We start from the raw sequence: 23,574 nt of genomic DNA, 5'->3' as shown, positions 1-23,574 counted from the left end.
ATAATACGAGAGGTGAGAATAGAAAAAGGAGTTTTCTTGTATGGAAGCGAAGAAGTATCAAGCCTTTTGGCGTGGGGCTATTATATTAACGATTGCAAGTTTTGTTACAAAAGTATTAAGCGCTTTTTACCGTATTCCATATCAAAATATAGCGGGGGATATTGGGTTTTATATTTACCAACAAATTTACCCGTTTTATGGATTTTGTTTAATTTTAGCTACTTATGGATTTCCTGTTATCATTTCGAAAATGGTTGCAGAACGACTAGAGCGGGGAAAACAAAAAGAAGCAGAAGAAATTATTTGTGTATCTTTTTGGTTCTTATTAGGAATTGGTTTTATAGGCTTCTTTACATTGTTTTTTGGGGCCGAAACAATTGCGGCAGCTATGGGCGATATACACTTAGATAAGTTACTACGTGTTATTTCATTTTCATTCTTATTGATGCCATTTTTGTCTGTAGCAAGAGGGTATTTTCAAGGATTTAATAATATGATGCCAACGGCTGTTTCGCAAGTAATAGAACAAACAATTCGAGTTTCTATTATTGTGTTTTTATCGCTATTCCTAATTGCTCACGGATTTGATTTATATACAGTTGGTGCAGGGGCTATGTTAGGCTCAATTGCGGGTGGACTTATTGGGATTATTGTACTTATATTGTATATGCGTCAAGATTTTCGTTCTATATTCTTCAAAAGTGCAGCGAGAATTAAGGGTAAAAGGAAGATAGTTAAAATCCTTTTTTGGCAGGGGTTAGCGATTTGTGTTAGTAATTTAGTGCTTATTTTTATACAGATGGCTGATTCAGTGTCCTTTTACAGCTTACTTATTGGTGCGGGAGAACAGGCTGAAAATGCAAAGGTATTAAAGGGTGTTTATGATAGAAGTATTCCGCTAATGCAATTAGGTACTGTTGTGACGACTTCTTTCTCGTTGTCACTTATTCCGATTATTACAGCGGCGAAGGAAAGAGGAGATCTTTCCTTTATTCAAGAAAAGGTAAAGTTAGCAATGAAAATAACATTTGTTATTGGACTTGCAGCAGCTATTGGACTAACTTGTATTATTCAACCTACCAATATTATGTTGTTTGAAAACAGTGATGGATCAGATGTTTTATCTATTTTATCGTTATCTATTTTATTTAGTTCATTGTCAATTACGACAGCTTCTATTTTACAAGGATTAGGGCAAACGTTTAAGCCAGCATTATTTGTTGTATTTGGAGGTTGCTTAAAGTTAGCGTTAAATTATATATTCATGCCTTATTTTGGTGTGAAAGGTGCAGCTTTTGCGACTTTATGTGCGTTAATTATAATCTCTGGATTAAATAGTTTGTTGCTTACGAGAGCTGTATCAGGGTCACTTATCAATAAGCGAAATATGTTAGGGATAGTAATTAGTGGTATTTGTATGGGATTTGTATTAATGGTGTTCACACGTGTGTTACAGATGTCTGGATTAGTAATTAATACGGAACATAGAGGAAGCGCGACGCTTGAAGCGTTGTTAGGTGTAGCCATCGGCGGATTGACATATATGTTTTTTATTTTGAAATTACGTGTATTTACAAAAAAAGAATTAGGAACCGTTATGAAACAAGAGAAAAAAGAAGGTTCATTGAAGAAGAGTGGATAGAGGTGACTGGTTGTGAGTGGAATCATTACTATTTTAGGTTTAGGAGCTGGTGAATTAGATCAGCTAACGATGGGTGTATATCGAAAAATAAAAGAAGCAGACCATCTGTTTGTTAGAACGAAAGAACATCCAGTTATAGAAGAATTGGAGAAAGAAGGCGTACAATATACGTCTTTTGATGCTGTATATGAAGCACATGATACGTTTGAAATTGTATATGAAACAATTGCGAATAAATTGCTAAAACAAGCTGAAGGTACAGAAATTATCTATGCTGTTCCCGGGCATCCACTTGTAGCAGAAAGAACAGTTCAGCTGCTGTTAGAAAAAGGAGAAGTTTCAAATGTTGAAGTGCGAATTGAGGGTGGACAAAGTTTCCTTGATCCTATGTTTGCAAGTCTAAAGATTGATCCGATTGAAGGATTCCAATTACTTGATGCTACATCATTTGAAAGAGGGCAATTAGAACTGCGTCAACATTTAATCTTTTGCCAAGTATATGATGCATTCGTTGCATCTGATGTGAAATTAACATTAATGGAGATGTTACCAGATGATTATGAAGTGTATATCGTAACAGCTGCAGGAACTTCATTTGAACAAGTAAAGAAGGTACCGTTGTACATGTTAGATCATGAAACGGAATTGAATAATTTAACGAGTGTGTACGTGCCGCCAGTTCAGGAGCGTGCGTCCTTGTATCAACAGTTTGATGTTCTTAGAGAAATTATTGCGGAACTTCGTGGTCCAAATGGTTGTCCGTGGGATAAAAAGCAAACACATCAATCATTAAAGAAATATTTAATTGAGGAAGCTTATGAAGTGTTGGAAGCAATCGATGAAGAGGATGATGATCACTTAGTAGAAGAATTAGGAGATATATTATTACAAGTTATGCTTCATGCTCAAATCGGAGAAGATGAAGGTTGGTTCTCTATAGATGATATCATTCGAACTCTATCTGAGAAAATGGTTCGTCGCCATCCGCATGTGTTTGGAAATACGGATGTAAACAGCGCTGATGAAGTGATTGCAAATTGGGAAGAAATTAAAAAACAAGAAAAAGGATTCGTGAAAGAATCTGTTTTAAATGGCGTTCCCAAAAGTTTGCCACAGTTACTACGCGCCTATGAAATTCAGAAGAAAGCTGGTAAGGTTGGATTTGATTGGGTTGATGTGCAACCGATGATAGAGAAAGCTTTGGAAGAATGGCAAGAGTTCCAACAAGAGGTTACAAATATGGATGAGGAAAAGATGCTGGGTGAGTTTGGTGATTTACTATTTGCATTTGTTAATATAGCTCGTCATTACAAAATAGATCCAGAAGAGGCGTTACGTTCAACTAATGAGAAATTTACTGGTCGTTTTTTATACATGGAGGCAAAAGTAGCTGAAATGAATAAAGAGATGAAAGATTTATCATTAGAACAGTTAGATGTTTTATGGGAAGAAGCGAAACAAACAGAGCGTTAATAGGGGGATTTGATATGCGTCTAGATAAGTTTTTAAAAGTATCACGTTTAATTAAAAGAAGAACATTAGCGAAAGAAGTAGCTGATCAAGGAAGAATATCTATTAATGGTCAAGTGGCAAAAGCGAGTTCTGATGTGAAAGTAGCTGATGAATTAACAATTCGTTTTGGTCAAAAAATAGTGACTGTGAAAATAAATGAATTAAAAGAAACAACTAAAAAAGAAGATGCAGCAAATATGTATAGCTTAGTTCGTGAAGAAAAAGTAAAAGCGGAAGAAGGCTTGTTCTAAAATCATTTATCCCCTCATACATTACTATTAGCTAGTAAAAACCTATGGGGGGATTTACGTGAATAATGGTTACTCACCTACGTCTTCTAATCAACAAAATGTTTCTGTAGAGCATGACATTATTATGCGTGGCAGGCGTATAATTGATATTACCGGTGTGAAGCAGGTAGAGAGTTTTGATAGCGAAGAGTTTTTACTAGAGACCGTAATGGGTTTTTTAACGATTCGTGGTCAAAATTTACAAATGAAAAATTTAGATGTGGAAAAAGGTATTGTGTCGATTAAAGGGAAAGTTAATGAGATGCTGTATATTGATGAAAATCAAGGGGAAAAAACTAAAGGTTTCTTTAGTAAGTTGTTTAAATGAGCTTAACAATTCAGTTGTATACAATGCTTTCAATGATTGGAATGGGTGCTTGGATTGGAGCGTCTTTAGATACATATCAACGTTTTTTAAAGCGCCAAGAACGTAAACGTTGGCTTGTATTTATACATGATATATTATTTTGGATTGTCCAAGCATTATTCGTCTTTTATGTATTGCTTCTCGTAAATGAAGCTGAGCTACGTATATATGTGTTTTTGGCATTATTATGTGGTTTTGCGGCATATCAAAGCTTATTGAAGGCACTATACATGAAGCTGTTAAATTTTCTCATCTATATTTTTATGCAAACAACATATTTTTTTGTTCGAATTATACAGCTACTCATGATAAAACCTGTTATTATTATAGCGCAGCTATTTATTGCATTTATATTATTCTTATTTCGTATACTGCTTTCAATTGGACATGTGTTATGGAAAATGGTGATTTGGATATTACTTTTCATATGGAAAGTTTTTTTCTGGCCTGTTCGATTTATTGCTTCGCTCATATGGAAACTTCTCCCTAATCGTGTTAAACTTTTTATAGTGAAACATATAGGGTTCCTGCAATATATAGCAAAATTGAAGGGACATATCTTCCAACTATGGGAGCATATAAAAAAGAAGTTAGGGGGACCTCGGAAATGAGGGAACTGAGACAAAGAACAATCGAAAAACAGAGTCCAAATCCTGTTAAAGAGCATATAATACAAACGGATGAGAACAGGAAGCGACTTTATCGCCGTTTAGCGGTTTTTCTTGTCTTTACTTTTACAATTATTGCGAGTATTAGTGTAACGTTTTATCAACAAAACAGTTCCATTAAAGCAAAAGAAGCAAAAGTTAAGGACATGAAAAAAGAACTGGATTCATTAACGAATAAAGAAAAAAGTCTAAAAGACGAAGTTCAAAAGTTAAATGATGAAGAGTACGTATTAAAGATTGCTAGAAGGGATTATTTCTTCTCTGGTAAAGGGGAGATAATTTTTCCTGTTTCTAAGTAGAGTATGTCTTATTGACACTATATTTTAGGATTATATATAATAAAGTAAAATTTGACTTTTTAACCACTAAGGAGGAGCATTTTTTTTATGTCAATCGAGGTAGGCAGCAAGTTACAGGGTAAAGTAACAGGTATTACAAATTTTGGGGCTTTTGTGGAGCTGCCAGAGGGCTTAACGGGTCTTGTTCATATTAGTGAAGTTGCTGATAACTATGTAAAAGATATTAACGATCACTTAAAAGTGGGCGACCAAGTAGAAGTAAAAGTTATTAATGTTGAAAAAGATGGAAAGATTGGTTTATCTATCAAAAAAGCGAAAGAACGTGAAAAAACAGAAGGAGATCGTCCACGTGGTGAATACCAACGCGGTGGTGATCAACAACGTTCTGGACGTCCACAACGTAATAATCGCTCTTTCAACAGAGATAATCGCGGTGGCGGTAACGACCGAGCTCCGAAAGAAACATTTGAGCAAAAGATGGCACGCTTCTTAAAAGATAGCGAAGATCGTTTAACTTCTTTAAAGCGTAACACAGAGTCTAAACGTGGTGGCCGTGGCGCGCGTCGCGGATAATAAGGACGTTTAGTTTTTAACATATAGAGAGGTACCCAGAGTGATGGCTCAGGGTGCTTTTTTATATGTAAAAAATATTTTCAAAAAAGTTTTTGAGATGTGTTGACTTTAATCAGTATCTGATGTAAGATACTAATTGTCCGTTAAATAAGACGACATGGCGGTGTAGCTCAGCTGGCTAGAGCGTACGGTTCATACCCGTGAGGTCGGGGGTTCGATCCCCTCCGCCGCTATATTTAATTTAACGGCCCGTTGGTCAAGTGGTTAAGACACCGCCCTTTCACGGCGGTAACACGGGTTCGAATCCCGTACGGGTCATCTAAAAAGATCATGCAAATTTGCATGATCTTTTTTTGTTAAATAAATTAAGATATACAACACTTCTACAAAATCACCCTATATTTTCTGAATATTTAATTAAAATATCGAAAATAACTTACATACCCTGTATATCTGTAGAGTTATTTCGAATAAAAAGTCGAACGATTATAAAAGTGAAAACTGTTGTTTTGACAAAAAAACCAACAATCATCTTTTATAATGACAGTAATTAAACTATGCAGGTGGTGTTAAAAATATGCCTAAAGCAGGAAGGAATACTATGAATACAAGTGCATTGGCAATGAATGAGAGTCAGCTTGGTGGAATAAAGTGGACGAGTAAGTTGCGAATGAAATTTGAGCAAGTTTTCTTTAGATGGGGATTTATTATTGTTGTTATTGGTTTTCTTTTGGGACGAGCATATATATTAACAAATATTTTACCGTTTGCACTGCCATTTTTTGCTGCTGTTTATGTTATGAAGCGGGATAAGATGCCGCTAGCATTTTTAGCTCTAATGGGAGGAGCTCTTTCAGTATCGATAGATAATTTGTTTTTTACCTTTGCATCTATCTTTACCTTCTTCATTTATAATATCTTCTTTAGTCGATTTACACGTAAAACTGTTGGACTTGTTCCATTTCAAGTATTTATCTCCGCATTAACCGCACACTTAGTTGTTGTATATTTTGCGCAACAAACTGTCACCATGTACGATTTACTCGTTAGTACCATTGAGGCTGGACTTAGTTTTGTATTAACTATGATATTTTTACAAAGTGTCCCGCTTTTAGTGGAAAGGAAAGGAAAACAACAGGCATTAGAGACGGAAGAAATTGTTTGTTTGATTATATTACTAGCATCTGTTTTAACGGGTACAACAGATTGGTTTGTATATGATGCTTCTATTCAACATATTTTTACAAGGTATTTAGTGCTAGTATTTGCATTTATTGCGGGTGCTGCAACAGGGTCTACAGTGGGGGTTGTAACAGGACTAATATTAAGTTTAGCAAATGTGTCTAGCTTGTCTCAGCTTAGCCTTCTTGCTTTTTCTGGATTGCTTGGTGGATTGTTAAAAGAAGGAAAGCGTTTAGGTGTTAGTTTAGGTTTATTAATTGGGACAAGCTTAATTACATTATATGTAGACAAACAGACAAATATTGTAACAACTTTAATTGAGTCAGGTGTAGCGATTGTTATCTTCTTATTAACACCGAAGCTTGTTTTGGATCGTATTGCTAAATTTATGCCAGGTACACAAGAGCATTCGCAAGATCAACAACAATATTTAAGAAGGATGCGTGATGTTACAGCAAATAAAATCAACCAATTTGCAAATGTATTTGCTGCTTTATCTAATAGCTTTTCTGTATATGGGTATGTAGAGGAAGAAGATAAAGAGACAGAAGCAGATTTGTTTTTGAGTACAATTACTGCGAAAACATGTCAAACATGCTTTAAAAAGGATCAATGCTGGGTAGTGAATTTTGATAAAACGTACGATTATATGAAACAAATAATGAATGAAACGGAAGAAGGAACCCTGCAACATAATCGTAAATTAGTTCGTGAGTGGGACAAGCATTGTGTGAGAGGGAAAAAAGTGACGGATTTAGTAGCCGGTGAATTAGATCACTTCTATGAGGGACAAAAATTACGAAAACAAATGAAGGAAAATCGTAGAATAGTAGCGGAGCAACTATTAGGTGTATCAAAGGTTATGGAGGATTTTGCTAAGGAGATACAACGAGAGCGTGAAAATCATCAAGTGCAGGAAGAACAGATTATGCAAGCGTTCCGAGATTTTGGTGTTGAAGTAGAGCATGTTGATATTTATTGTTTAGATAGAGGAAGTATTGATATTGAAATGTTAATTCCAGTTGCATCTAATGAACATGGTGAGTGTGAAAAGTTAGTTGCACCGATGCTTTCAGATATCCTTAAAGAAAATATTGTCGTTAAACATGAAGAAAAGTCGTCTTATCCAAATGGCCATAGTTTAATATCATTTGGTTCGGCGAAGACGTATTCTCTTGATACAGGATTGGCTACAGCTGCAAAAGGCGGTGGATTTGTTTCGGGTGACTCTTATGCGATGATGGATTTAAGTGTTGGTAAATATGCACTTGCGATTAGTGATGGTATGGGTAATGGGCAAAGAGCTCATATGGAAAGTAAGGAAACGGTGAAATTATTACAAAAAATACTCCAATCAGGCATTGATGAAGAAATAGCAATTAAGTCTATCAATTCAATTCTTTCTTTGAGAACGACAGAAGAAATGTTTACGACATTAGATTTAGCTATGGTAGATTTGCGGGATGCGAGTGCAAGGTTTTTAAAGATTGGATCGACGCCGAGTTTTGTTAAACGCGCAAATAATATTTTGAAAATTGAAGCAAGTAATTTGCCGATGGGAATCATCGAAGATGTTGAAGTTGATGTGGTGGGTGAACAATTAAAAACGGGCGATATTCTTATTATGATGAGCGATGGGATTTTTGAAGGAGCACAGCATGTGGAGAATCATGAATTGTGGATGAAACGAAAAATTAAAGAATTGCAAACCGAAGACCCGCAAGAAATTGCTGATATCATTATGGAAGAAGTGATTCGCTCTTGTGATGGTTATATAAATGATGATATGACTATTGTAGTGGCAAAAGTGAAGAAAAATATGCCGAAGTGGGCTACGATTCCGATTGTAGGAATGCAGGCGCAGTAAAATGTAAGTGGAATGTTTATCTATAATTTGATTTTAAAAACCTAGGTGAATACCTAGGTTTTTTTGTGGGAAAAGGTAATGTTATTAATTTTGTGAATATACACGGAGGATGTAAGATAAAAATGTAATTTTTGTATATCTTTTTTTTGCACAATGTTTGTAAAAGTTGTACCATTGTAGACAAGGTGACTAAGGTTGCTGTTCTTGTTTAATGAAAGGTGATTGCGAAGTTGAAAGATACATTTGTTGAAAAAGTAGATGACTTTGTAAAGCAGCATGATGTATTAAAGAATGATTCAACAATTGTTGTGGGAGTTTCTGGTGGTCCTGACTCGTTAGCGCTTTTATATTATTTATTAGAAAAAAGAGCGGAAAAACAGTTGGAAATTGTAGTTGCTCATGTGGATCATATGTTTAGAGGTGATGAATCTTATGAGGATTTACAGTTTGTGCAGGGCCTTTGTGAAGAACTGGGAATTATTTGTGAAACGATAAGGATTAATGTATCACAATATCAACAGCAATACGGAATGAATGCACAGGTTGCTGCGAGAGAATGCAGATATGCATTTTTGGAAAGAATAATGAAGAAATATGATGCGAGATATGTTGCTCTTGGACATCATGGAGATGATCAAGTCGAGACAATTTTAATGCGTCTTGTAAGAGGGAGTACTCCGAAAGGATATGCAGGAATTGCAGTGAAGCGTCCTTTTCATAATGGATATTTAATTAGGCCGTTACTTGGCGTAACGAAGGAAGAAATTGTTGATTACTGTAATAAGCTAAATTTAATGCCACGTATAGATCCGAGTAATAAAAAGGAAGTATATACAAGGAATCGATTACGTAAATATGTCCTTCCTCATTTGAAAGAAGAAAATCCACAAATGCATGAGAAATTCCAAAAATTTAGCGTGCAGATGCAAGAGGATGAGGCTTATTTGCAGGAATTAGCTTTTGAGAAAATGAATAAAGTAATTACAAAAAAAAGTGATAAACAAATTAGCTTATCAATTCCTGCCTTTGAATCCATGTCTATGCCTTTACAAAGAAGAGGGATTCAACTAATATTAAACTATCTTTATGAATATAAGATTCCATCTTCTCTTTCTTCTATACATATTGACAAGTTGATTGAGTTTTTTAAGCGGACACAACCTTCAGGTTCACTTGATTTTCCGGGTGATTTGAAAATTGTTCGTTCATACGAGGAGTGTAGCTTTAGATTTAAACAAGAAATTGTCTCTCCTTTTTCACAAGATTTATTAGTACCCGGGACCATTACGCTATTGAACGGGGATGAATTTGTAACAGAGGTGAGCGAAGATATACCAAGTAACATGAATGAAACAGTATTTGTTGCTAAGTATAATGATATATCATATCCACTTCGTATTCGTTCTAGAGAAAATGGAGATCGCATGTCAATACAAGGTATGAATGGTACGAAAAAGATAAAAGCTATTTTTATCGAAGCGAAAGTACCGAAAGAAAAAAGAGAAGAATGGCCGGTCGTTTGTGATGCAAGTGGGACTATTATTTGGGTACCCTTGTTGAAACGATCTGCATTTGCAATTTCGAAAGAGATGGCAAAGAAGGATAAATATATGATTATTCACTACAAAAGCAAGGAGTCTTCCGGGAGGATAATGAAATGATGAATCAAGATATCGAAAAAGTATTAATTTCTGAAGAGCAAATACAAGAAAAGGTGCGCGAACTAGGTGCAATTATTGCAGAGGATTATAAAAACACAGTACCTCTTGCAATTGGTGTATTAAAAGGCGCAATGCCATTCATGGCAGATTTATTAAAGAGAACAGATACATATCTTGAAATGGATTTTATGGCTGTATCTAGTTACGGTCACTCTACAGTTTCAACAGGCGAAGTGAAAATTTTAAAAGATCTTGATACTTCTGTAGAAGGTCGCGATATTTTAATCGTCGAAGATATTATTGATAGTGGTCTTACACTAAGCTACTTAGTAGACTTATTCAAATATCGTAAAGCGAAGTCTGTAAAAATTGTTACATTATTAGATAAGCCAACAGGCCGTAAGGTTGATCTGAAAGCGGATTATGTTGGATTTACTGTTCCACATGAATTTGTAGTAGGATATGGATTAGATTATAAAGAGCAGTACCGTAATCTTCCTTATGTAGGCGTATTAAAACCAAGCGTTTACTCAAATTAATTAAATATAGGCTTCACAATTGTATAGGAAAGTTTTTCTATGTTACGATTTACTATAGTGTTTATGCCGTGAGAGGAGGTTAGGAATGAATCGTATCTTCCGTAATACCATCTTTTATTTACTGATATTCTTAGTAGTAATTGGAATCGTGAGCTATTTTAATGGTTCGACACAAAAAACGACATCAGTTAGCTACGACAAATTCATTACTAAACTGGAAAGCGGTGAAGTGCGTAATGTGCAACTTCAACCGAAAAATGGTGTATTTGAGGTAAAAGGACAATTTAATAACTCTAGCCAAGGAGAACAATTTGTTACTTATGCACCAAATACTGAGGAATTACAAAAGAAAATTAATGATAAAGCGAAAGGTGCCGAAGTTAAGTATCAACCAGCAGAAGAAACAAGTGCTTGGGTAACATTCTTTACTTCAATCATTCCATTTGTCATCATCTTCATTTTATTCTTCTTCTTATTAAACCAAGCTCAAGGCGGCGGTAGCCGTGTTATGAACTTCGGGAAAAGTAAGGCGAAGTTATATAATGATGAAAAGAAAAAAGTTCGTTTCAGAGATGTTGCTGGTGCGGATGAAGAGAAACAAGAACTTGTTGAGGTAGTTGAATTCTTGAAAGACCCTCGTAAGTTCTCTGAAGTTGGTGCTCGTATTCCAAAGGGTGTCCTATTAGTTGGACCTCCAGGTACAGGTAAAACTTTATTAGCACGTGCTGTTGCAGGTGAGGCTGGCGTTCCATTCTTCTCTATCAGTGGTTCTGACTTCGTAGAGATGTTTGTCGGTGTCGGTGCATCACGTGTACGTGATTTATTTGAAAATGCAAAGAAAAATGCTCCTTGTATCATTTTCATTGATGAAATTGATGCAGTAGGTCGTCAACGTGGCGCAGGTCTTGGTGGTGGTCATGATGAGCGTGAGCAAACATTGAACCAATTACTTGTTGAAATGGATGGATTCGGTGCAAACGAAGGTATTATTATCATTGCTGCGACAAACCGTCCAGACATTCTTGACCCAGCGTTATTACGTCCAGGTCGTTTTGACCGTCAAATTACAGTAGATCGTCCAGATGTAAATGGCCGTGAAGCTGTACTGAAAGTACATGCGCGTAATAAACCACTTGATGAGCATATTAATTTAAGAGCGATTGCGACTCGTACACCAGGATTCTCTGGTGCGGATCTTGAAAACTTATTAAACGAAGCTGCTTTAGTAGCTGCACGTCAAGATAAGAAGAAAATTGATATGAGTGATATCGATGAAGCGACGGATCGTGTTATTGCAGGTCCAGCTAAGAAAAGTCGTGTTATCTCTGAAAAAGAACGTAATATCGTTGCTTTCCATGAAGCAGGTCATACTGTAATTGGTGTTGTTCTCGATGAAGCAGATGTCGTTCATAAAGTAACAATTGTCCCTCGTGGTCAGGCTGGTGGATATGCGGTAATGCTTCCGAAAGAAGATCGTTACTTCATGACGAAACCAGAGTTACTTGATAAAATCACTGGTTTACTTGGTGGCCGAGTAGCTGAGGAGATTGTATTTGGTGAAGTGAGTACAGGTGCTCATAATGACTTCCAACGTGCGACTGGTATTGCAAGACGTATGGTTACGGAATTTGGTATGAGTGACAAACTTGGACCGATGCAATTTGGTAGCTCGCAAGGTGGTCAAGTGTTCTTAGGAAGAGACTTCCACTCAGAACAAAACTATAGTGATGCGATTGCACATGAAATCGATATGGAAATGCAATCAATTATGAAAGAATGTTATGCTCGTGCAAAACAAATTCTTACTGAAAACCGTGATAAACTAGATATTATCGCACAAACGTTACTTGAAGTAGAAACATTAGATGCAGAGCAAATCAATCATTTATGTGATTACGGCAGATTGCCAGAACGTCCAACATCTTCAGATGATGTGAAAGTAAACATCAACATGAAGAAAGACGATGAAGATAAAGAAGATAAGTAAGAAGTGAAGGAGTGACTATCGTCACTCCTTTTTTGTTTGTTAAAATCTTTGTTAATTACTATTGAGAACTTAGTGGATAAAGTAATTTAAGTAAAACTAGTATTAAAAATTGAAATAGAGAGCAATCTTTTTGTAAAATGATGAGGGTAGGAAAGCTGATTATATAAGTATGTGTGATATGATGTTTTTATAAGTTTTATACATACTGCACAAATATAGATTAAATAAGATAAGTGGTGAGAATATGATTTTTGTATTGGATGTAGGGAACACAAATGCTGTACTAGGTGTGTTTGAAGAGGGGGAACTTCGTCAGCATTGGCGCATGGAAACAGATCGTCATAAGACAGAAGATGAATATGGAATGCTTGTAAAGCAATTGCTTGAGCATGAGGGTCTTTCGTTTGAAGATGTGAAAGGTATTATTGTGTCTTCAGTCGTACCACCAATTATGTTTGCTTTAGAGCGCATGTGTGAAAAATATTTTAAAATTAAACCGCTTGTAGTAGGGCCTGGGATAAAAACAGGACTAAATATTAAATATGAAAATCCGCGTGAAGTAGGCGCAGACCGAATTGTAAATGCAGTAGCAGGAATCCACTTATATGGAAGTCCGCTCATTATTGTTGATTTTGGTACGGCTACTACATATTGTTATATTAACGAAGAAAAACATTATATGGGTGGAGTTATTACGCCAGGAATTATGATTTCAGCAGAGGCTTTATATAGCAGAGCAGCAAAACTTCCTCGTATCGAAATTACAAAACCAAGCAGTGTTGTTGGGAAAAATACAGTAAGTGCGATGCAATCTGGTATTCTTTATGGTTATGTTGGACAAGTGGAAGGTATTGTTAAGCGTATGAAAGAAGAAGCTAGACAAGAACCTAAAGTTATTGCAACAGGTGGATTGGCAAAATTAATTTCCGAAGAATCGAATGTAATTGATATTGTAGATCCGTTTTTAACGTTAAAAGGTTTGTATATGTTATATGAACGTAATGCAAATTTACAGCATGAGAAAGGTGAATAAATACGTATGAAAGATTATTTAGTAAAAGCGTTAGCATTTGATGGAGAAGTGCGTGCGTATAGTGTGCGTACAACAAATACAGTAAGTGAGGCGCAAAGACGTCATGATACATGGAGAACAGCTTCAGCGGCACTAGGGCGTTCTTTGACTGCGGGTACAATGATGGGCGCAATGTTAAAGGGCGAGCAAAAGTTAACGATTAAGGTAGAAGGTAACGGTCCAATTGGCCCTATCTTAGTAGATGCTCATGCAAATGGAGATGTACGTGGTTATGTAACGAATCCGCATGTTGATTTTGAAGGAACAGAACAAGGGAAGTTACGTGTATATCAAGCGGTAGGTACAGAGGGGTTTGTAACTGTAATTAAAGATATTGGAATGCGTGAGCCGTTTATTGGTCAATCTCCAATCGTTTCAGGAGAATTAGGAGAAGACTTTACGTATTATTTTGCAGTTTCTGAACAAACGCCTTCTTCTGTAGGTGTTGGTGTTCTTGTAAATGGAGATGATAGCATATTAGCGGCAGGTGGATTCATCCTTCAAATTATGCCGGGTGCGCAAGATGAAACGATTTCATTTATTGAAGACCGTTTACAAAAGATTCCACCTGTATCAACGTTGATTGAACAAGGTCTTTCTCCGGAAGAGCTACTATATGCAGTTCTTGGAGAAGATAAAGTAAAAGTATTAGAAACAATGGATGTTCAATTTAATTGCACATGCTCACGCGAGCGTATTGAGAGTGTATTAATTAGTTTAGGTAAAACAGAGTTAGAGCAAGTTCGTGAAGAAGAGGAAGAGACAGAAGTTCACTGTCATTTCTGTAATGAACGATACAAGTTCTCTAAAGAAGATATTACAAATTTAATCGAGAATTTGTAATAAGGGAATTAAGAGGAGCAACCCTCCAAATGAATTGACAAACAGGGAATTTTCTGACAAAATCTAAATATAGATAAAACCAATAAAAATACTCGGTGTTAGGAGTGACAGGAATGCGAGTGGCACAATCAGTTTCAGAATTAATCGGGAAAACGCCGATCGTTAAGTTGAACCGCATCGTAGAATCAGACAGCGCAGATATATACTTAAAATTAGAATTTATGAATCCGGGGAGTAGTGTTAAAGATCGTATCGCATTAGCTATGATTGAAGATGCTGAAAAAAAGGGATTATTAAAAGAGGGCGATACAATCATTGAGCCGACAAGTGGTAACACAGGAATTGGTTTAGCGATGGTAGCGGCTGCTAAAGGATATAATGCAATCTTAGTAATGCCAGAAACAATGAGTATTGAGCGTCGTAATTTATTACGTGCTTACGGTGCGGAATTAGTATTGACTCCAGGGCCTGAAGGAATGGGTGGAGCAATTCGTAAAGCGACTGAATTAGCAAAAGAACATGGCTACTTTATACCACAACAGTTCAAAAACCAATCGAATCCAGAAATTCACCGTTTAACAACAGGTCCAGAAATTATTGAACAAATGGGCGACCAATTAGATGCGTTTATTGCAGGTATTGGTACAGGTGGAACGATTACTGGTGCTGGTGAAGTACTGAAGGAAGCGTATAAAGATATTAAAATTTATGCAGTAGAACCTGCAGATTCACCAGTATTATCTGGTGGGAAGCCAGGTCCACATAAAATCCAAGGAATTGGGGCGGGATTTGTTCCGGAGACGTTGGATGTAGAAGTATATGATGAAATTATTCAAGTGAAAACAGAGCAAGCATTTGAATATGCGAGAAGAGTGGCTAAAGAGGAAGGTATTTTAGTTGGTATCTCTTCAGGCGCAGTTATTTATGCAGCAACAGAAGTTGCGAAAAAGTTAGGTAAAGGGAAAAAGGTACTTGTTATTATCCCAAGTAACGGTGAACGTTATTTAAGTACACCACTTTATCAATTTGAATCCTAATTAAACGCGATTGAAAAAGCATCCTTGAAAAAGGGTGCTTTTTCTTTTGGGATTGGAAATAGGAAAAGAGTGAATGACTAGAAAACTTCATGTAAAATAAGAGGTAGTATAATTAAATTATTTTCACTAGCCTTCGAGTATAATCAATCTCTATATAAATAACTTATGTAGTTTGAGCTGGTTTATCTAAGAGGGTGGGATAAAAGAAGACGGGGTGTTGATATGCAACGAAGAAAATCTTTAGCGCTTTCTATTCCATATCAGTTAGATTTCTTTAAGCAATATAAATTTCTTTCTCAGGGTAAATCGCAACATATTTTGTTAGAAAGCGGCCGTGGCGGTCGTTATAACATTGTAGGGCTGAACCCAGTAGCGGTAATTCGAGGGAAGGATGAAACGTTACATATAAGTGAAAGTGGTAAGGAAACAATAAAACGAGGGAATCCGTTAGATTTAATGCAAGAATATATGGAACAATGGAAGACGGACTATAACCCAGAGTATCCGCCTTTTCAAGGTGGTGCAATTGGCTATTTCAGTTATGACTGTATCCGTTATATTGAAAAGCTGCCTTCTCTTGCGGAAGATGATATTAATATACCTGACATCTTCTTTTTATTATTTGATGACGTATTTGTCTATGATCAAAAAGAACAAGTGTTATGGGTTATTACGCATTATGTAGATAAATATGAAGAGGCGAATGAACGGCTAAATGAGTGGAAGAGTCTTTGGATGACAGAAGCGCCTGAAGTGACCGTGCCTTTTGAAAGTCCTGAAAAGAAAAGTGAAGCAGTTGCTTTTACTGAAGCCAGCTTTATGAAGGCAGTTGAATGTATTCAAGAATATATTGGGGCGGGTGATGTGTTCCAAGTAAACTTGTCGACGAGACAAGAAAGAACGTTACAGACACACCCACTAGAAATTTATACAAGTCTTCGTGAGATTAATCCATCTCCATATATGGGTTACCTGGAGCTTGGGGATTTTCAAATTGTTAGTGGATCACCAGAGTTGTTAATTAAGAAACAAGGAACTGAAGTAAGTACAAGACCGATTGCTGGAACGAGATCTAGAGGCGCGGATGAGCAAGAGGATGAAGAATTAGCAAGAGAATTAATTGAGAACGAAAAAGAAAGAGCAGAGCATGTAATGCTTGTGGATTTAGAAAGAAATGATTTAGGACGTGTTTGTAAATATGGAACTGTAGAAGTAGATGAATTTATGGTAATTGAGAAATACTCACATGTTATGCATATTGTTTCTAATGTGCGTGGTGAGGTGGAAGAAGATAAGGATGCTTTTGATTTAGTGAAGGCTGTATTCCCTGGGGGAACAATTACTGGTGCCCCAAAAATACGTACGATGGAAATTATTGAGGAATTAGAACCTGTTCGAAGAGGGATTTATACAGGTTCAATCGGTTGGATTGGTTATTCTGGAGATACAGAATTGAATATTGTAATTAGAACACTTCTTGCTAAAGATGGAAAAGCTCATGTACAAGCAGGGGCGGGAATTGTAATTGATTCAAATCCGGAAAATGAATATAAAGAGTCGTTAAAAAAGGCGATTGCTTTATGGCGTGCAAAAGAACGTAGCGAAGAAACGGTTAGGTGAGAGAAATGATATTAATGATTGATAATTATGATTCTTTTACATTTAATTTAGTGCAGTTTCTTGGAGAACTTGGACAAGAGCTCGTTGTTAAACGTAATGATGAAGTGACCATTTCAGATATTGAGAATATGAAACCAGATTTTCTAATGATTTCTCCAGGCCCATGTAGTCCTAATGAAGCTGGGATTAGTATGGAAGCTATTAAATACTTTGCTGGAAAGACTCCGATTTTTGGTGTTTGTCTAGGGCATCAATCTATTGCACAAGTGTTTGGGGGAGAGGTTGTCCGTGCAGAGCGATTAATGCATGGAAAAACCTCGCTTATGCATCATGATGGAAAGACGATTTTTTCGGATATTCCTAATCCGTTTACTGCGACGCGCTATCATTCCCTTATTGTTAAGAAAGAGACGTTACCCGATTGCTTAGAGGTAACATCTTGGACAGAGGAAGGGGAAATTATGGCACTTCGTCATAAGACATTGCCGATAGAGGGTGTGCAATTCCATCCAGAATCTATTATGACTTCTCATGGGAAAGAGCTGTTGCAGAATTTCATTCGTAAATACAGTCCAAGTGCGACATTATGTTAATTTACGTAAATGGTCAGTATGTAGAAGCAAGTGAAGCGAGAATTTCTCCTTATGATCATGGTTATTTATATGGTCTTGGAGTTTTTGAAACGTTTCGTATTTATAATGGTCATCCTTTCTTATTGGATGATCATTATAACCGTTTAATAGAGGCGCTGGATACATTGCAAATTAAATGGACAATGACAAAAAATGATGTGATGCTTATTTTGAAAGATTTACTCGCTAAGAATGAATTGAAGCATGCATATGTACGTTTTAATGTATCGGCGGGTATAGATGAAATAGGATTACAAACGGAAATGTATGAAGAGCCTTCTGTTATTGTTTTTATAAAACCTTTAACAGCTCCAGGGGATGTAGTGGAAAAAGAAGGTGTTATTCTAAAACAAGTGCGAAATACACCGGAAGGGACATTTCGCCTGAAGTCTCATCACTATTTAAATAATATTTTAGGGAAGCGTGAAATTGGAAATGTTGTGAGTAAGGAAGGTATTTTCCTCACTGAAGCAGGTTATGTTGCAGAGGGCATTGTTTCGAATCTATTTTTTGTGAAAGGTGATGTTTTATATACACCTTCGTTAGAGACAGGGATTTTAAATGGTATCACTCGTGCGTTTATTATAAAGAGTGCTGAAGAATTAAATATAGAAGTAAAGGAAGGTTTCTTTACAAAAGATGAGCTACTTTCAGCGGATGAAGTCTTCGTAACAAACTCCATTCAAGAAATTGTTCCGCTTTATCGTATAGAAGCGCAGGATTTCCCGGGTAAAGTAGGAGTGGTTACAAAAAGTTTAATGTACCTTTATGGAATGCAAAGAGAGAAATTATGGAGCAGAAATGAATTACGAAGAGGAGATGTGTAGTTTGAAGTGGGATTATGATTTGCGCTGCGGCGAATATACATTGAATTTAAATGAAAAAACATTAATTATGGGGATTTTAAATGTAACACCAGATTCGTTTTCTGATGGTGGGAGTTACAACGAGGTAGATGCTGCGGTACGTCACGCAAAAGAAATGCAAGGTCAAGGTGCTCATATTATTGATATTGGTGGCGAATCTACTCGCCCAGGTTTTGCTAAAGTATCAGTAGAAGAAGAAATAAAGCGAGTTGTCCCGATGATTCAAGCAGTTTCAAAAGAAGTAAAATTGCCTATATCTATCGATACATATAAAGCTGAAGTTGCAAAGCAAGCAATTGAGGCTGGTGCTCATATTATTAATGATATTTGGGGAGCGAAGGCGGAGCCAAAAATTGCTGAAGTCGCAGCTCATTATGATGTACCCATCATTTTAATGCATAACCGCGATAATATGAATTATCGTAATTTAATGGCGGATATGATTGCTGATTTGTATGACAGTATTAAAATTGCTAAAAATGCTGGTGTGCCAGATGAGAATATTATTTTAGATCCAGGTATCGGTTTTGCTAAAACACCTGAGCAGAACTTAGAGGCGATGCGTAATTTAGAACAGTTAAATGTGCTAGGTTATCCGGTTCTCTTAGGTACTTCGAGAAAGTCCTTTATTGGGCACGTATTAGATTTGCCAGTGGAGGAACGTCTTGAGGGAACAGGAGCTACCGTTTGTCTTGGTATTGAAAAGGGCTGTGAGTTTGTTCGTGTCCATGATGTGAAAGAAATGGCGCGTATGGCTAAAATGATGGATGCGATGATTGGTAAGGGGGTAAGGTAATTGGATAAAATTTATATCCATGATATGGAGTTTTATGGTTATCATGGTGTGTTCCCAGAGGAGAATAAATTAGGTCAGAGATTTAAAGTTGACTTAACGGTGGAGTTGGATTTAAAGCGTGCAGGGGAAAGTGATGACTTAGAGCATTCGGTCAATTATGGAGAGCTTTTCGAATTATGTAGAAAAGTTGTTGAGGATAGAAAGTATAAGCTTGTGGAGAGTATCGCTGAAAATATTGCTGCAGATATATTAAAACAATATGAAAGTATTTCACGCTGTACAATTAAGGTAATTAAGCCGGATCCACCGATACCGGGTCATTATCGTGCTGTAGCAGTAGAAATTACGAGAGAACGTCCATGAACAATATAGCTTACATTGCATTAGGGTCAAATATTGGAGAGCGTTATACGTATCTAACTGAAGCGATTCAGTTTTTAAATAAAAATCCTTATATTCAGGTTGATGATATTTCATCTGTATATGAAACTGAGCCAGTTGGCTATACTGACCAAAGTTGCTTTTTAAATTTAGTTATAAAAATTTCTACCAATTTATCACCACAAGAGTTATTGAAAGTAACACAAAAAGTAGAAAATGACCTAGGAAGAAAAAGGGAAATTAGGTGGGGGCCGAGGACTATCGACCTTGACATTTTACTTTATAATCAAGAGAATATTGAAGCAGAGAATCTTATTGTTCCGCATCCGCGGATGTTTGAAAGAGCTTTTGTTATCGTTCCGTTGTTAGAGATTAATCAAGACATAAAACAAAACATTTCACGTTCACAAGTAGAAGAAATGAAAAGGCGAGAGGGAGTAACGGTATGGAAGCAGAAAAATGGGGAAGACGCATTCGTGCTTTTCGAAAGCTAAAAGGCTATACACAAGAAGGTTTTGCTAAAGAACTAGGGGTATCTGTATCTGTTTTAGGTGAGGTTGAGAGAGGGAATAGATCGCCTTCTCAAGATTTTGTAGTAGAAGTTGCTAAGGCATTAAATGTTTCGATAGAGGAATTAATGCCAAAGTGATTGTACAGGAAGGAGTAGGTTGATTGTTAAAGATTGCAAATATCGAGATGAAAAATCCGGTTGTACTAGCACCGATGGCGGGAGTGTGTAACTCTGCATTCCGTTTAACAGTAAAAGAATTTGGTGCCGGCTTAGTTTGTGCTGAAATGGTAAGTGATAAGGCAATATTACTTAATAATAAAAGAACATTAGATATGTTATATATCGACGAGAGAGAAAAGCCATTAAGTTTACAAATTTTTGGTGGAGGGAAAGAAACTCTTGTAGATGCTGCGAAATATGTAGATAAATATACGACAGCAGACATAATTGATATTAATATGGGTTGTCCAGTGCCGAAAATCGTTAAATGTGATGCGGGGGCAAGGTGGCTTTTAGATCCGAATAAAATATATGAAATGGTAGCAGCGGTTGTAGATGCTGTTGAAAAGCCGGTTACAGTTAAAATGCGTATCGGTTGGGATGAAGAACATATTTTCGCAATAGAAAATGCTAGGGCTGTTGAGCGTGCTGGTGGCCAAGCTGTGGCGGTTCACGGACGTACACGAGTGCAAATGTATGAAGGAAAAGCGGATTGGGATATTATTAAACAAGTAAAACAATCTGTAAATATCCCGGTTATCGGAAATGGTGATGTCGCAACGCCGCAAGATGCAAAGCGTATGCTTGATGAAATTGGTGTAGATGGTGTTATGATTGGTCGTGCGGCTCTTGGAGATCCGTGGATGATTTATCGTACGGTAAAGTATTTGGAGACGGGTGAATTAATGCCGGAACCAACAGTGCGCGAGAAAATTGATGTATGTATGTTACATCTAGATCGTCTTATTGACTTAAAGAACGAAAGTGTCGCTGTAAGAGAGATGAGAAAACATGCAGCTTGGTATTTAAAAGGTGTTCGTGGTAATGCGAGTGTACGTAATGGTATTAATGCTTGTAACACACGGGAAGACCTTGCGAATGTGTTAGGTACATTTGTAGAAGAAGTGGAAGCGAAACAACAAACAATTTACGTTGGTTAATAATGGACATAGGAGATTGACATTCTTCTATACACTTCCTATAATTACGTGAAAGAAAGAAGAGCTGCCAGTTAGTTGCTGGCAGTTTTTCTAGTTGAGTAGAAAATGCTATACTGTATATATTGTAAAATTAAATAGAGCTGGAGTGATATCAATATCATGGATAACATGAACCACGAAGAATTAAACGACCAATTGATTGTTCGTCGTGAAAAGCTACATAATTTACGTGAACAAGGAATTGACCCGTTCGGTAAAAGATTTGAACGCACAAATTCAACAACTGATTTAGTGAGTCTATATGGAGAGTTCTCTAAGGAAGAATTAGAGGAGAAGGAAATCGCTGTTTCTATCGCTGGTCGTATTATGACAAAACGCGGAAAAGGGAAAGCTGGATTTGCACACGTTCAAGATTTACATGGACAAGTTCAAATTTATGTTCGTAAAGATGCTGTTGGAGATGACGAGTACGAATTATTTAAAACAGCAGATTTAGGTGATTTAGTAGGTATTGAAGGTAAAGTGTTCAAAACAAACGTTGGAGAACTTTCAGTAAAAGCAACAGGCTTTACGCTATTAACGAAATCTCTTCGTCCATTACCAGATAAATACCATGGATTAAAAGATGTTGAACAACGCTACCGTCAACGTTACTTAGACTTAATTACAAGTATGGAAAGTCGTGAAACGTTCGTTACTCGTAGTAAAATCATTCGTGAGATGAGAAGATACCTAGATGACAACGGTTATCTTGAAGTGGAAACACCTATGATGCATGCAATTGCAGGTGGAGCTTCTGCGCGTCCTTTCACTACACATCATAATGCGTTAGATATGGAATTATATATGCGTATCGCAATTGAGCTACATTTAAAGCGTCTTATTGTAGGTGGTTTGGAAAAAGTATATGAGATCGGCCGTGTATTCCGTAATGAGGGTGTATCAACTCGTCATAACCCTGAGTTTACGATGATTGAATTATATGAAGCATACGCTGATTATAAAGATATTATGAAGTTAACAGAAGATATGGTTGCTCATATCGCGAAAAAAGTACTGGGTACAACAACAATCAAGTATGGTGATTATGAAATTAATCTAGAACCAGAATGGACACGTCTTCATATGGTAGATGCGATTAAGCAATACTCTGGAGCTGATTTCTGGAATCCGATGAGTGTAGAAGAAGCACGTGAGCTTGCAAAAGAACATAATGTAGAAATTAAAGATACAATGGAAGTTGGTCATATTATAAATGAATTCTTCGAACAAAAAGTAGAAGATAAATTAATCCAACCAACATTTATTTACGGTCATCCGGTAGAAATCTCACCGCTTGCGAAAAAGAATGATGAAGATCCAAGATTTACAGATCGTTTCGAATTATTTATCGTTGCGCGTGAACATGCAAATGCATTCACTGAGTTAAATGATCCAATCGATCAAAAAGAACGTTTTGAAGCGCAATTAAAAGAGCGCGAACAAGGTAATGATGAAGCTCATATGATGGATGACGATTATATTGAAGCTCTTGAGTACGGTATGCCTCCTACGGGTGGATTAGGAATCGGTATTGATCGTCTAGTTATGTTATTAACAAATGCACCATCTATTCGTGATGTATTATTATTCCCTGCTATGCGCCATAAACAAGACTAAGCTTTGGAGATTTCTCCAAAGCTTTTTTTATTTGAGCATGAGTTGCGTGGGTATAGTAAATCTTGATAGTGCGAGAAATTATATTTATATAGAAGAAATGTGCTGTTTTTATACTTTTTTACTAAGTTAAAAATTTTATTAGAAAAACTATTGCATTTTAATAATCAAACTGGTATATTTATATTCGTTGCCACGAAAGGTAACAAACAAAACAAACAAAAAACAACTTATTGAAAAAAGTTGTTGACGAAAATATAACGAAATGTTATATTGATAAAGTCGCTTCTGAGCGACGAAGTAGTTCTTTGAAAACTGAACGAAACAAACAACGTGAAACGTCAATTTTTATTTTAGATGCTAGACAAACTAACTTTATTGGAGAGTTTGATCCTGGCTCAGGATGAACGCTG

Annotated in this window: 23 protein-coding genes and 2 tRNA genes; all 25 read left to right on the top strand. The window is 36.5% G+C overall.

The genetic code is table 11. From position 1 onward, the window contains the following. Positions 1-40: 40 nt before the first annotated feature. The 25 genes from HMAS_RS27010 (at position 41) to lysS (ending at position 23,164) form a co-directional block, all read left to right on the top strand. Positions 41-1,642, top strand: a complete 1,602-nt coding sequence (locus HMAS_RS27010; RefSeq protein WP_000387579.1) for a putative polysaccharide biosynthesis protein — start codon at positions 41-43, stop codon at positions 1,640-1,642. Positions 1,643-1,654: 12 nt separating this feature from the next. After that, complete coding sequence (gene mazG, locus HMAS_RS27005) at positions 1,655-3,115, top strand: nucleoside triphosphate pyrophosphohydrolase (RefSeq protein WP_025710359.1); 1,461 nt, start codon at positions 1,655-1,657, stop codon at positions 3,113-3,115. A gap of 14 nt (positions 3,116-3,129) precedes the next feature. Further along, entirely contained in the window at positions 3,130-3,405 is a 276-nt protein-coding gene (locus tag HMAS_RS27000; RefSeq protein WP_001234876.1) for an RNA-binding S4 domain-containing protein, read from the top strand. A gap of 58 nt (positions 3,406-3,463) precedes the next feature. After that, complete coding sequence (yabP, locus tag HMAS_RS26995) at positions 3,464-3,772, top strand: sporulation protein YabP (protein WP_001059104.1); 309 nt, start codon at positions 3,464-3,466, stop codon at positions 3,770-3,772. Then, positions 3,769-4,422: a spore cortex biosynthesis protein YabQ gene (yabQ, locus tag HMAS_RS26990; protein ID WP_000059772.1), complete on the top strand. Its 654-nt coding sequence runs from the start codon at positions 3,769-3,771 to the stop codon at positions 4,420-4,422. The genes yabP and yabQ overlap by 4 nt, the downstream gene beginning before the upstream one ends. Next, positions 4,419-4,778: a cell division protein DivIC gene (divIC, locus tag HMAS_RS26985; protein WP_001208739.1), complete on the top strand. Its 360-nt coding sequence runs from the start codon at positions 4,419-4,421 to the stop codon at positions 4,776-4,778. The genes yabQ and divIC overlap by 4 nt, the downstream gene beginning before the upstream one ends. A gap of 87 nt (positions 4,779-4,865) precedes the next feature. Beyond that, a complete protein-coding gene (locus tag HMAS_RS26980; protein WP_000021451.1) occupies positions 4,866-5,351 on the top strand; it encodes a S1 domain-containing RNA-binding protein in 486 nt (161 codons plus the stop codon). Between the two features lie 159 nt (positions 5,352-5,510). Further along, positions 5,511-5,584: transfer RNA gene (locus HMAS_RS26975), tRNA-Met, on the top strand. Positions 5,585-5,597: 13 nt separating this feature from the next. Continuing rightward, positions 5,598-5,669: transfer RNA gene (locus HMAS_RS26970), tRNA-Glu, on the top strand. Between the two features lie 259 nt (positions 5,670-5,928). Further along, the gene (gene spoIIE / locus HMAS_RS26965; protein ID WP_001123552.1) at positions 5,929-8,400 is read left to right on the top strand and encodes a stage II sporulation protein E; all 2,472 of its coding nucleotides are present in this window, start codon (positions 5,929-5,931) and stop codon (positions 8,398-8,400) included. 230 nt (positions 8,401-8,630) lie between these two features. Next, positions 8,631-10,061, top strand: coding sequence for a tRNA lysidine(34) synthetase TilS (gene tilS, locus HMAS_RS26960; protein ID WP_000655463.1), 1,431 nt, complete (start codon positions 8,631-8,633; stop codon positions 10,059-10,061). Further along, a complete protein-coding gene (hpt, locus tag HMAS_RS26955; protein ID WP_000981842.1) occupies positions 10,058-10,600 on the top strand; it encodes a hypoxanthine phosphoribosyltransferase in 543 nt (180 codons plus the stop codon). Before tilS ends, hpt begins: the two co-directional genes overlap by 4 nt. An 85-nt stretch (positions 10,601-10,685) precedes the next feature. After that, a complete protein-coding gene (gene ftsH / locus HMAS_RS26950) occupies positions 10,686-12,587 on the top strand; it encodes an ATP-dependent zinc metalloprotease FtsH (RefSeq protein ID WP_001079667.1) in 1,902 nt (633 codons plus the stop codon). A gap of 244 nt (positions 12,588-12,831) precedes the next feature. After that, the gene (locus tag HMAS_RS26945; RefSeq protein ID WP_000578368.1) at positions 12,832-13,620 is read left to right on the top strand and encodes a type III pantothenate kinase; all 789 of its coding nucleotides are present in this window, start codon (positions 12,832-12,834) and stop codon (positions 13,618-13,620) included. A 6-nt stretch (positions 13,621-13,626) separates the two neighbouring features. Continuing rightward, positions 13,627-14,502 carry a redox-regulated molecular chaperone HslO gene (gene hslO / locus HMAS_RS26940; RefSeq protein WP_000656372.1) on the top strand — a complete coding sequence of 292 codons (876 nt, stop codon included), beginning with the start codon at positions 13,627-13,629 and terminating at the stop codon, positions 14,500-14,502. Positions 14,503-14,615: 113 nt separating this feature from the next. Further along, positions 14,616-15,539 carry a cysteine synthase A gene (gene cysK, locus HMAS_RS26935; protein WP_001261712.1) on the top strand — a complete coding sequence of 308 codons (924 nt, stop codon included), beginning with the start codon at positions 14,616-14,618 and terminating at the stop codon, positions 15,537-15,539. A 222-nt stretch (positions 15,540-15,761) separates the two neighbouring features. Then, positions 15,762-17,159: an aminodeoxychorismate synthase component I gene (gene pabB, locus HMAS_RS26930; RefSeq protein WP_001189722.1), complete on the top strand. Its 1,398-nt coding sequence runs from the start codon at positions 15,762-15,764 to the stop codon at positions 17,157-17,159. Positions 17,160-17,164: 5 nt separating this feature from the next. Continuing rightward, positions 17,165-17,752 carry an aminodeoxychorismate/anthranilate synthase component II gene (gene pabA, locus HMAS_RS26925; RefSeq protein ID WP_000602290.1) on the top strand — a complete coding sequence of 196 codons (588 nt, stop codon included), beginning with the start codon at positions 17,165-17,167 and terminating at the stop codon, positions 17,750-17,752. Further along, a complete protein-coding gene (gene pabC / locus HMAS_RS26920; RefSeq protein ID WP_000909884.1) occupies positions 17,746-18,618 on the top strand; it encodes an aminodeoxychorismate lyase in 873 nt (290 codons plus the stop codon). Before pabA ends, pabC begins: the two co-directional genes overlap by 7 nt. After that, a complete protein-coding gene (gene folP / locus HMAS_RS26915) occupies positions 18,593-19,453 on the top strand; it encodes a dihydropteroate synthase (RefSeq protein WP_002164656.1) in 861 nt (286 codons plus the stop codon). The genes pabC and folP overlap by 26 nt, the downstream gene beginning before the upstream one ends. Continuing rightward, positions 19,454-19,816: a dihydroneopterin aldolase gene (folB, locus tag HMAS_RS26910; RefSeq protein ID WP_000358062.1), complete on the top strand. Its 363-nt coding sequence runs from the start codon at positions 19,454-19,456 to the stop codon at positions 19,814-19,816. After that, on the top strand, positions 19,813-20,328 hold the full coding sequence (gene folK, locus HMAS_RS26905; RefSeq protein WP_001059450.1) for a 2-amino-4-hydroxy-6-hydroxymethyldihydropteridine diphosphokinase: 516 nt from the start codon (positions 19,813-19,815) through the stop codon (positions 20,326-20,328). Before folB ends, folK begins: the two co-directional genes overlap by 4 nt. Beyond that, positions 20,280-20,483 (top strand): helix-turn-helix domain-containing protein, encoded by a 204-nt coding sequence (locus HMAS_RS26900; protein ID WP_000387031.1) that lies wholly within the window; start codon positions 20,280-20,282, stop codon positions 20,481-20,483. The genes folK and HMAS_RS26900 overlap by 49 nt, the downstream gene beginning before the upstream one ends. A 23-nt stretch (positions 20,484-20,506) precedes the next feature. Then, positions 20,507-21,505: a tRNA dihydrouridine synthase DusB gene (gene dusB, locus HMAS_RS26895; protein WP_116345145.1), complete on the top strand. Its 999-nt coding sequence runs from the start codon at positions 20,507-20,509 to the stop codon at positions 21,503-21,505. A 159-nt stretch (positions 21,506-21,664) separates the two neighbouring features. Beyond that, on the top strand, positions 21,665-23,164 hold the full coding sequence (gene lysS / locus HMAS_RS26890; protein ID WP_025710361.1) for a lysine--tRNA ligase: 1,500 nt from the start codon (positions 21,665-21,667) through the stop codon (positions 23,162-23,164). Positions 23,165-23,574 lie beyond the last annotated feature (410 nt).

It is taken from the genome of Bacillus sp. HMA207 (genome assembly GCF_003402455.1).
GTDB lineage: Bacteria > Bacillota > Bacilli > Bacillales > Bacillaceae_G > Bacillus_A > Bacillus_A cereus.
This window is presented reverse-complemented; position numbering and strand designations above follow the sequence as displayed.

Coding starts and splice junctions, on each gene's coding strand:
- divIC (WP_001208739.1), top strand. CDS start 4,419: ATGAGGGAACTGAGACAAAGAACAATCGAAAAACAGAGTCCAAATCCT.
- ftsH (WP_001079667.1), top strand. CDS start 10,686: ATGAATCGTATCTTCCGTAATACCATCTTTTATTTACTGATATTCTTA.
- lysS (WP_025710361.1), top strand. CDS start 21,665: ATGGATAACATGAACCACGAAGAATTAAACGACCAATTGATTGTTCGT.
- pabB (WP_001189722.1), top strand. CDS start 15,762: ATGCAACGAAGAAAATCTTTAGCGCTTTCTATTCCATATCAGTTAGAT.
- pabA (WP_000602290.1), top strand. CDS start 17,165: ATGATATTAATGATTGATAATTATGATTCTTTTACATTTAATTTAGTG.
- HMAS_RS26945 (WP_000578368.1), top strand. CDS start 12,832: ATGATTTTTGTATTGGATGTAGGGAACACAAATGCTGTACTAGGTGTG.
- hslO (WP_000656372.1), top strand. CDS start 13,627: ATGAAAGATTATTTAGTAAAAGCGTTAGCATTTGATGGAGAAGTGCGT.
- HMAS_RS27000 (WP_001234876.1), top strand. CDS start 3,130: ATGCGTCTAGATAAGTTTTTAAAAGTATCACGTTTAATTAAAAGAAGA.
- HMAS_RS27010 (WP_000387579.1), top strand. CDS start 41: ATGGAAGCGAAGAAGTATCAAGCCTTTTGGCGTGGGGCTATTATATTA.
- folP (WP_002164656.1), top strand. CDS start 18,593: ATGAATTACGAAGAGGAGATGTGTAGTTTGAAGTGGGATTATGATTTG.
- HMAS_RS26980 (WP_000021451.1), top strand. CDS start 4,866: ATGTCAATCGAGGTAGGCAGCAAGTTACAGGGTAAAGTAACAGGTATT.
- hpt (WP_000981842.1), top strand. CDS start 10,058: ATGATGAATCAAGATATCGAAAAAGTATTAATTTCTGAAGAGCAAATA.
- yabQ (WP_000059772.1), top strand. CDS start 3,769: ATGAGCTTAACAATTCAGTTGTATACAATGCTTTCAATGATTGGAATG.
- cysK (WP_001261712.1), top strand. CDS start 14,616: ATGCGAGTGGCACAATCAGTTTCAGAATTAATCGGGAAAACGCCGATC.
- HMAS_RS26900 (WP_000387031.1), top strand. CDS start 20,280: ATGGAAGCAGAAAAATGGGGAAGACGCATTCGTGCTTTTCGAAAGCTA.
- folK (WP_001059450.1), top strand. CDS start 19,813: ATGAACAATATAGCTTACATTGCATTAGGGTCAAATATTGGAGAGCGT.
- spoIIE (WP_001123552.1), top strand. CDS start 5,929: ATGCCTAAAGCAGGAAGGAATACTATGAATACAAGTGCATTGGCAATG.
- pabC (WP_000909884.1), top strand. CDS start 17,746: ATGTTAATTTACGTAAATGGTCAGTATGTAGAAGCAAGTGAAGCGAGA.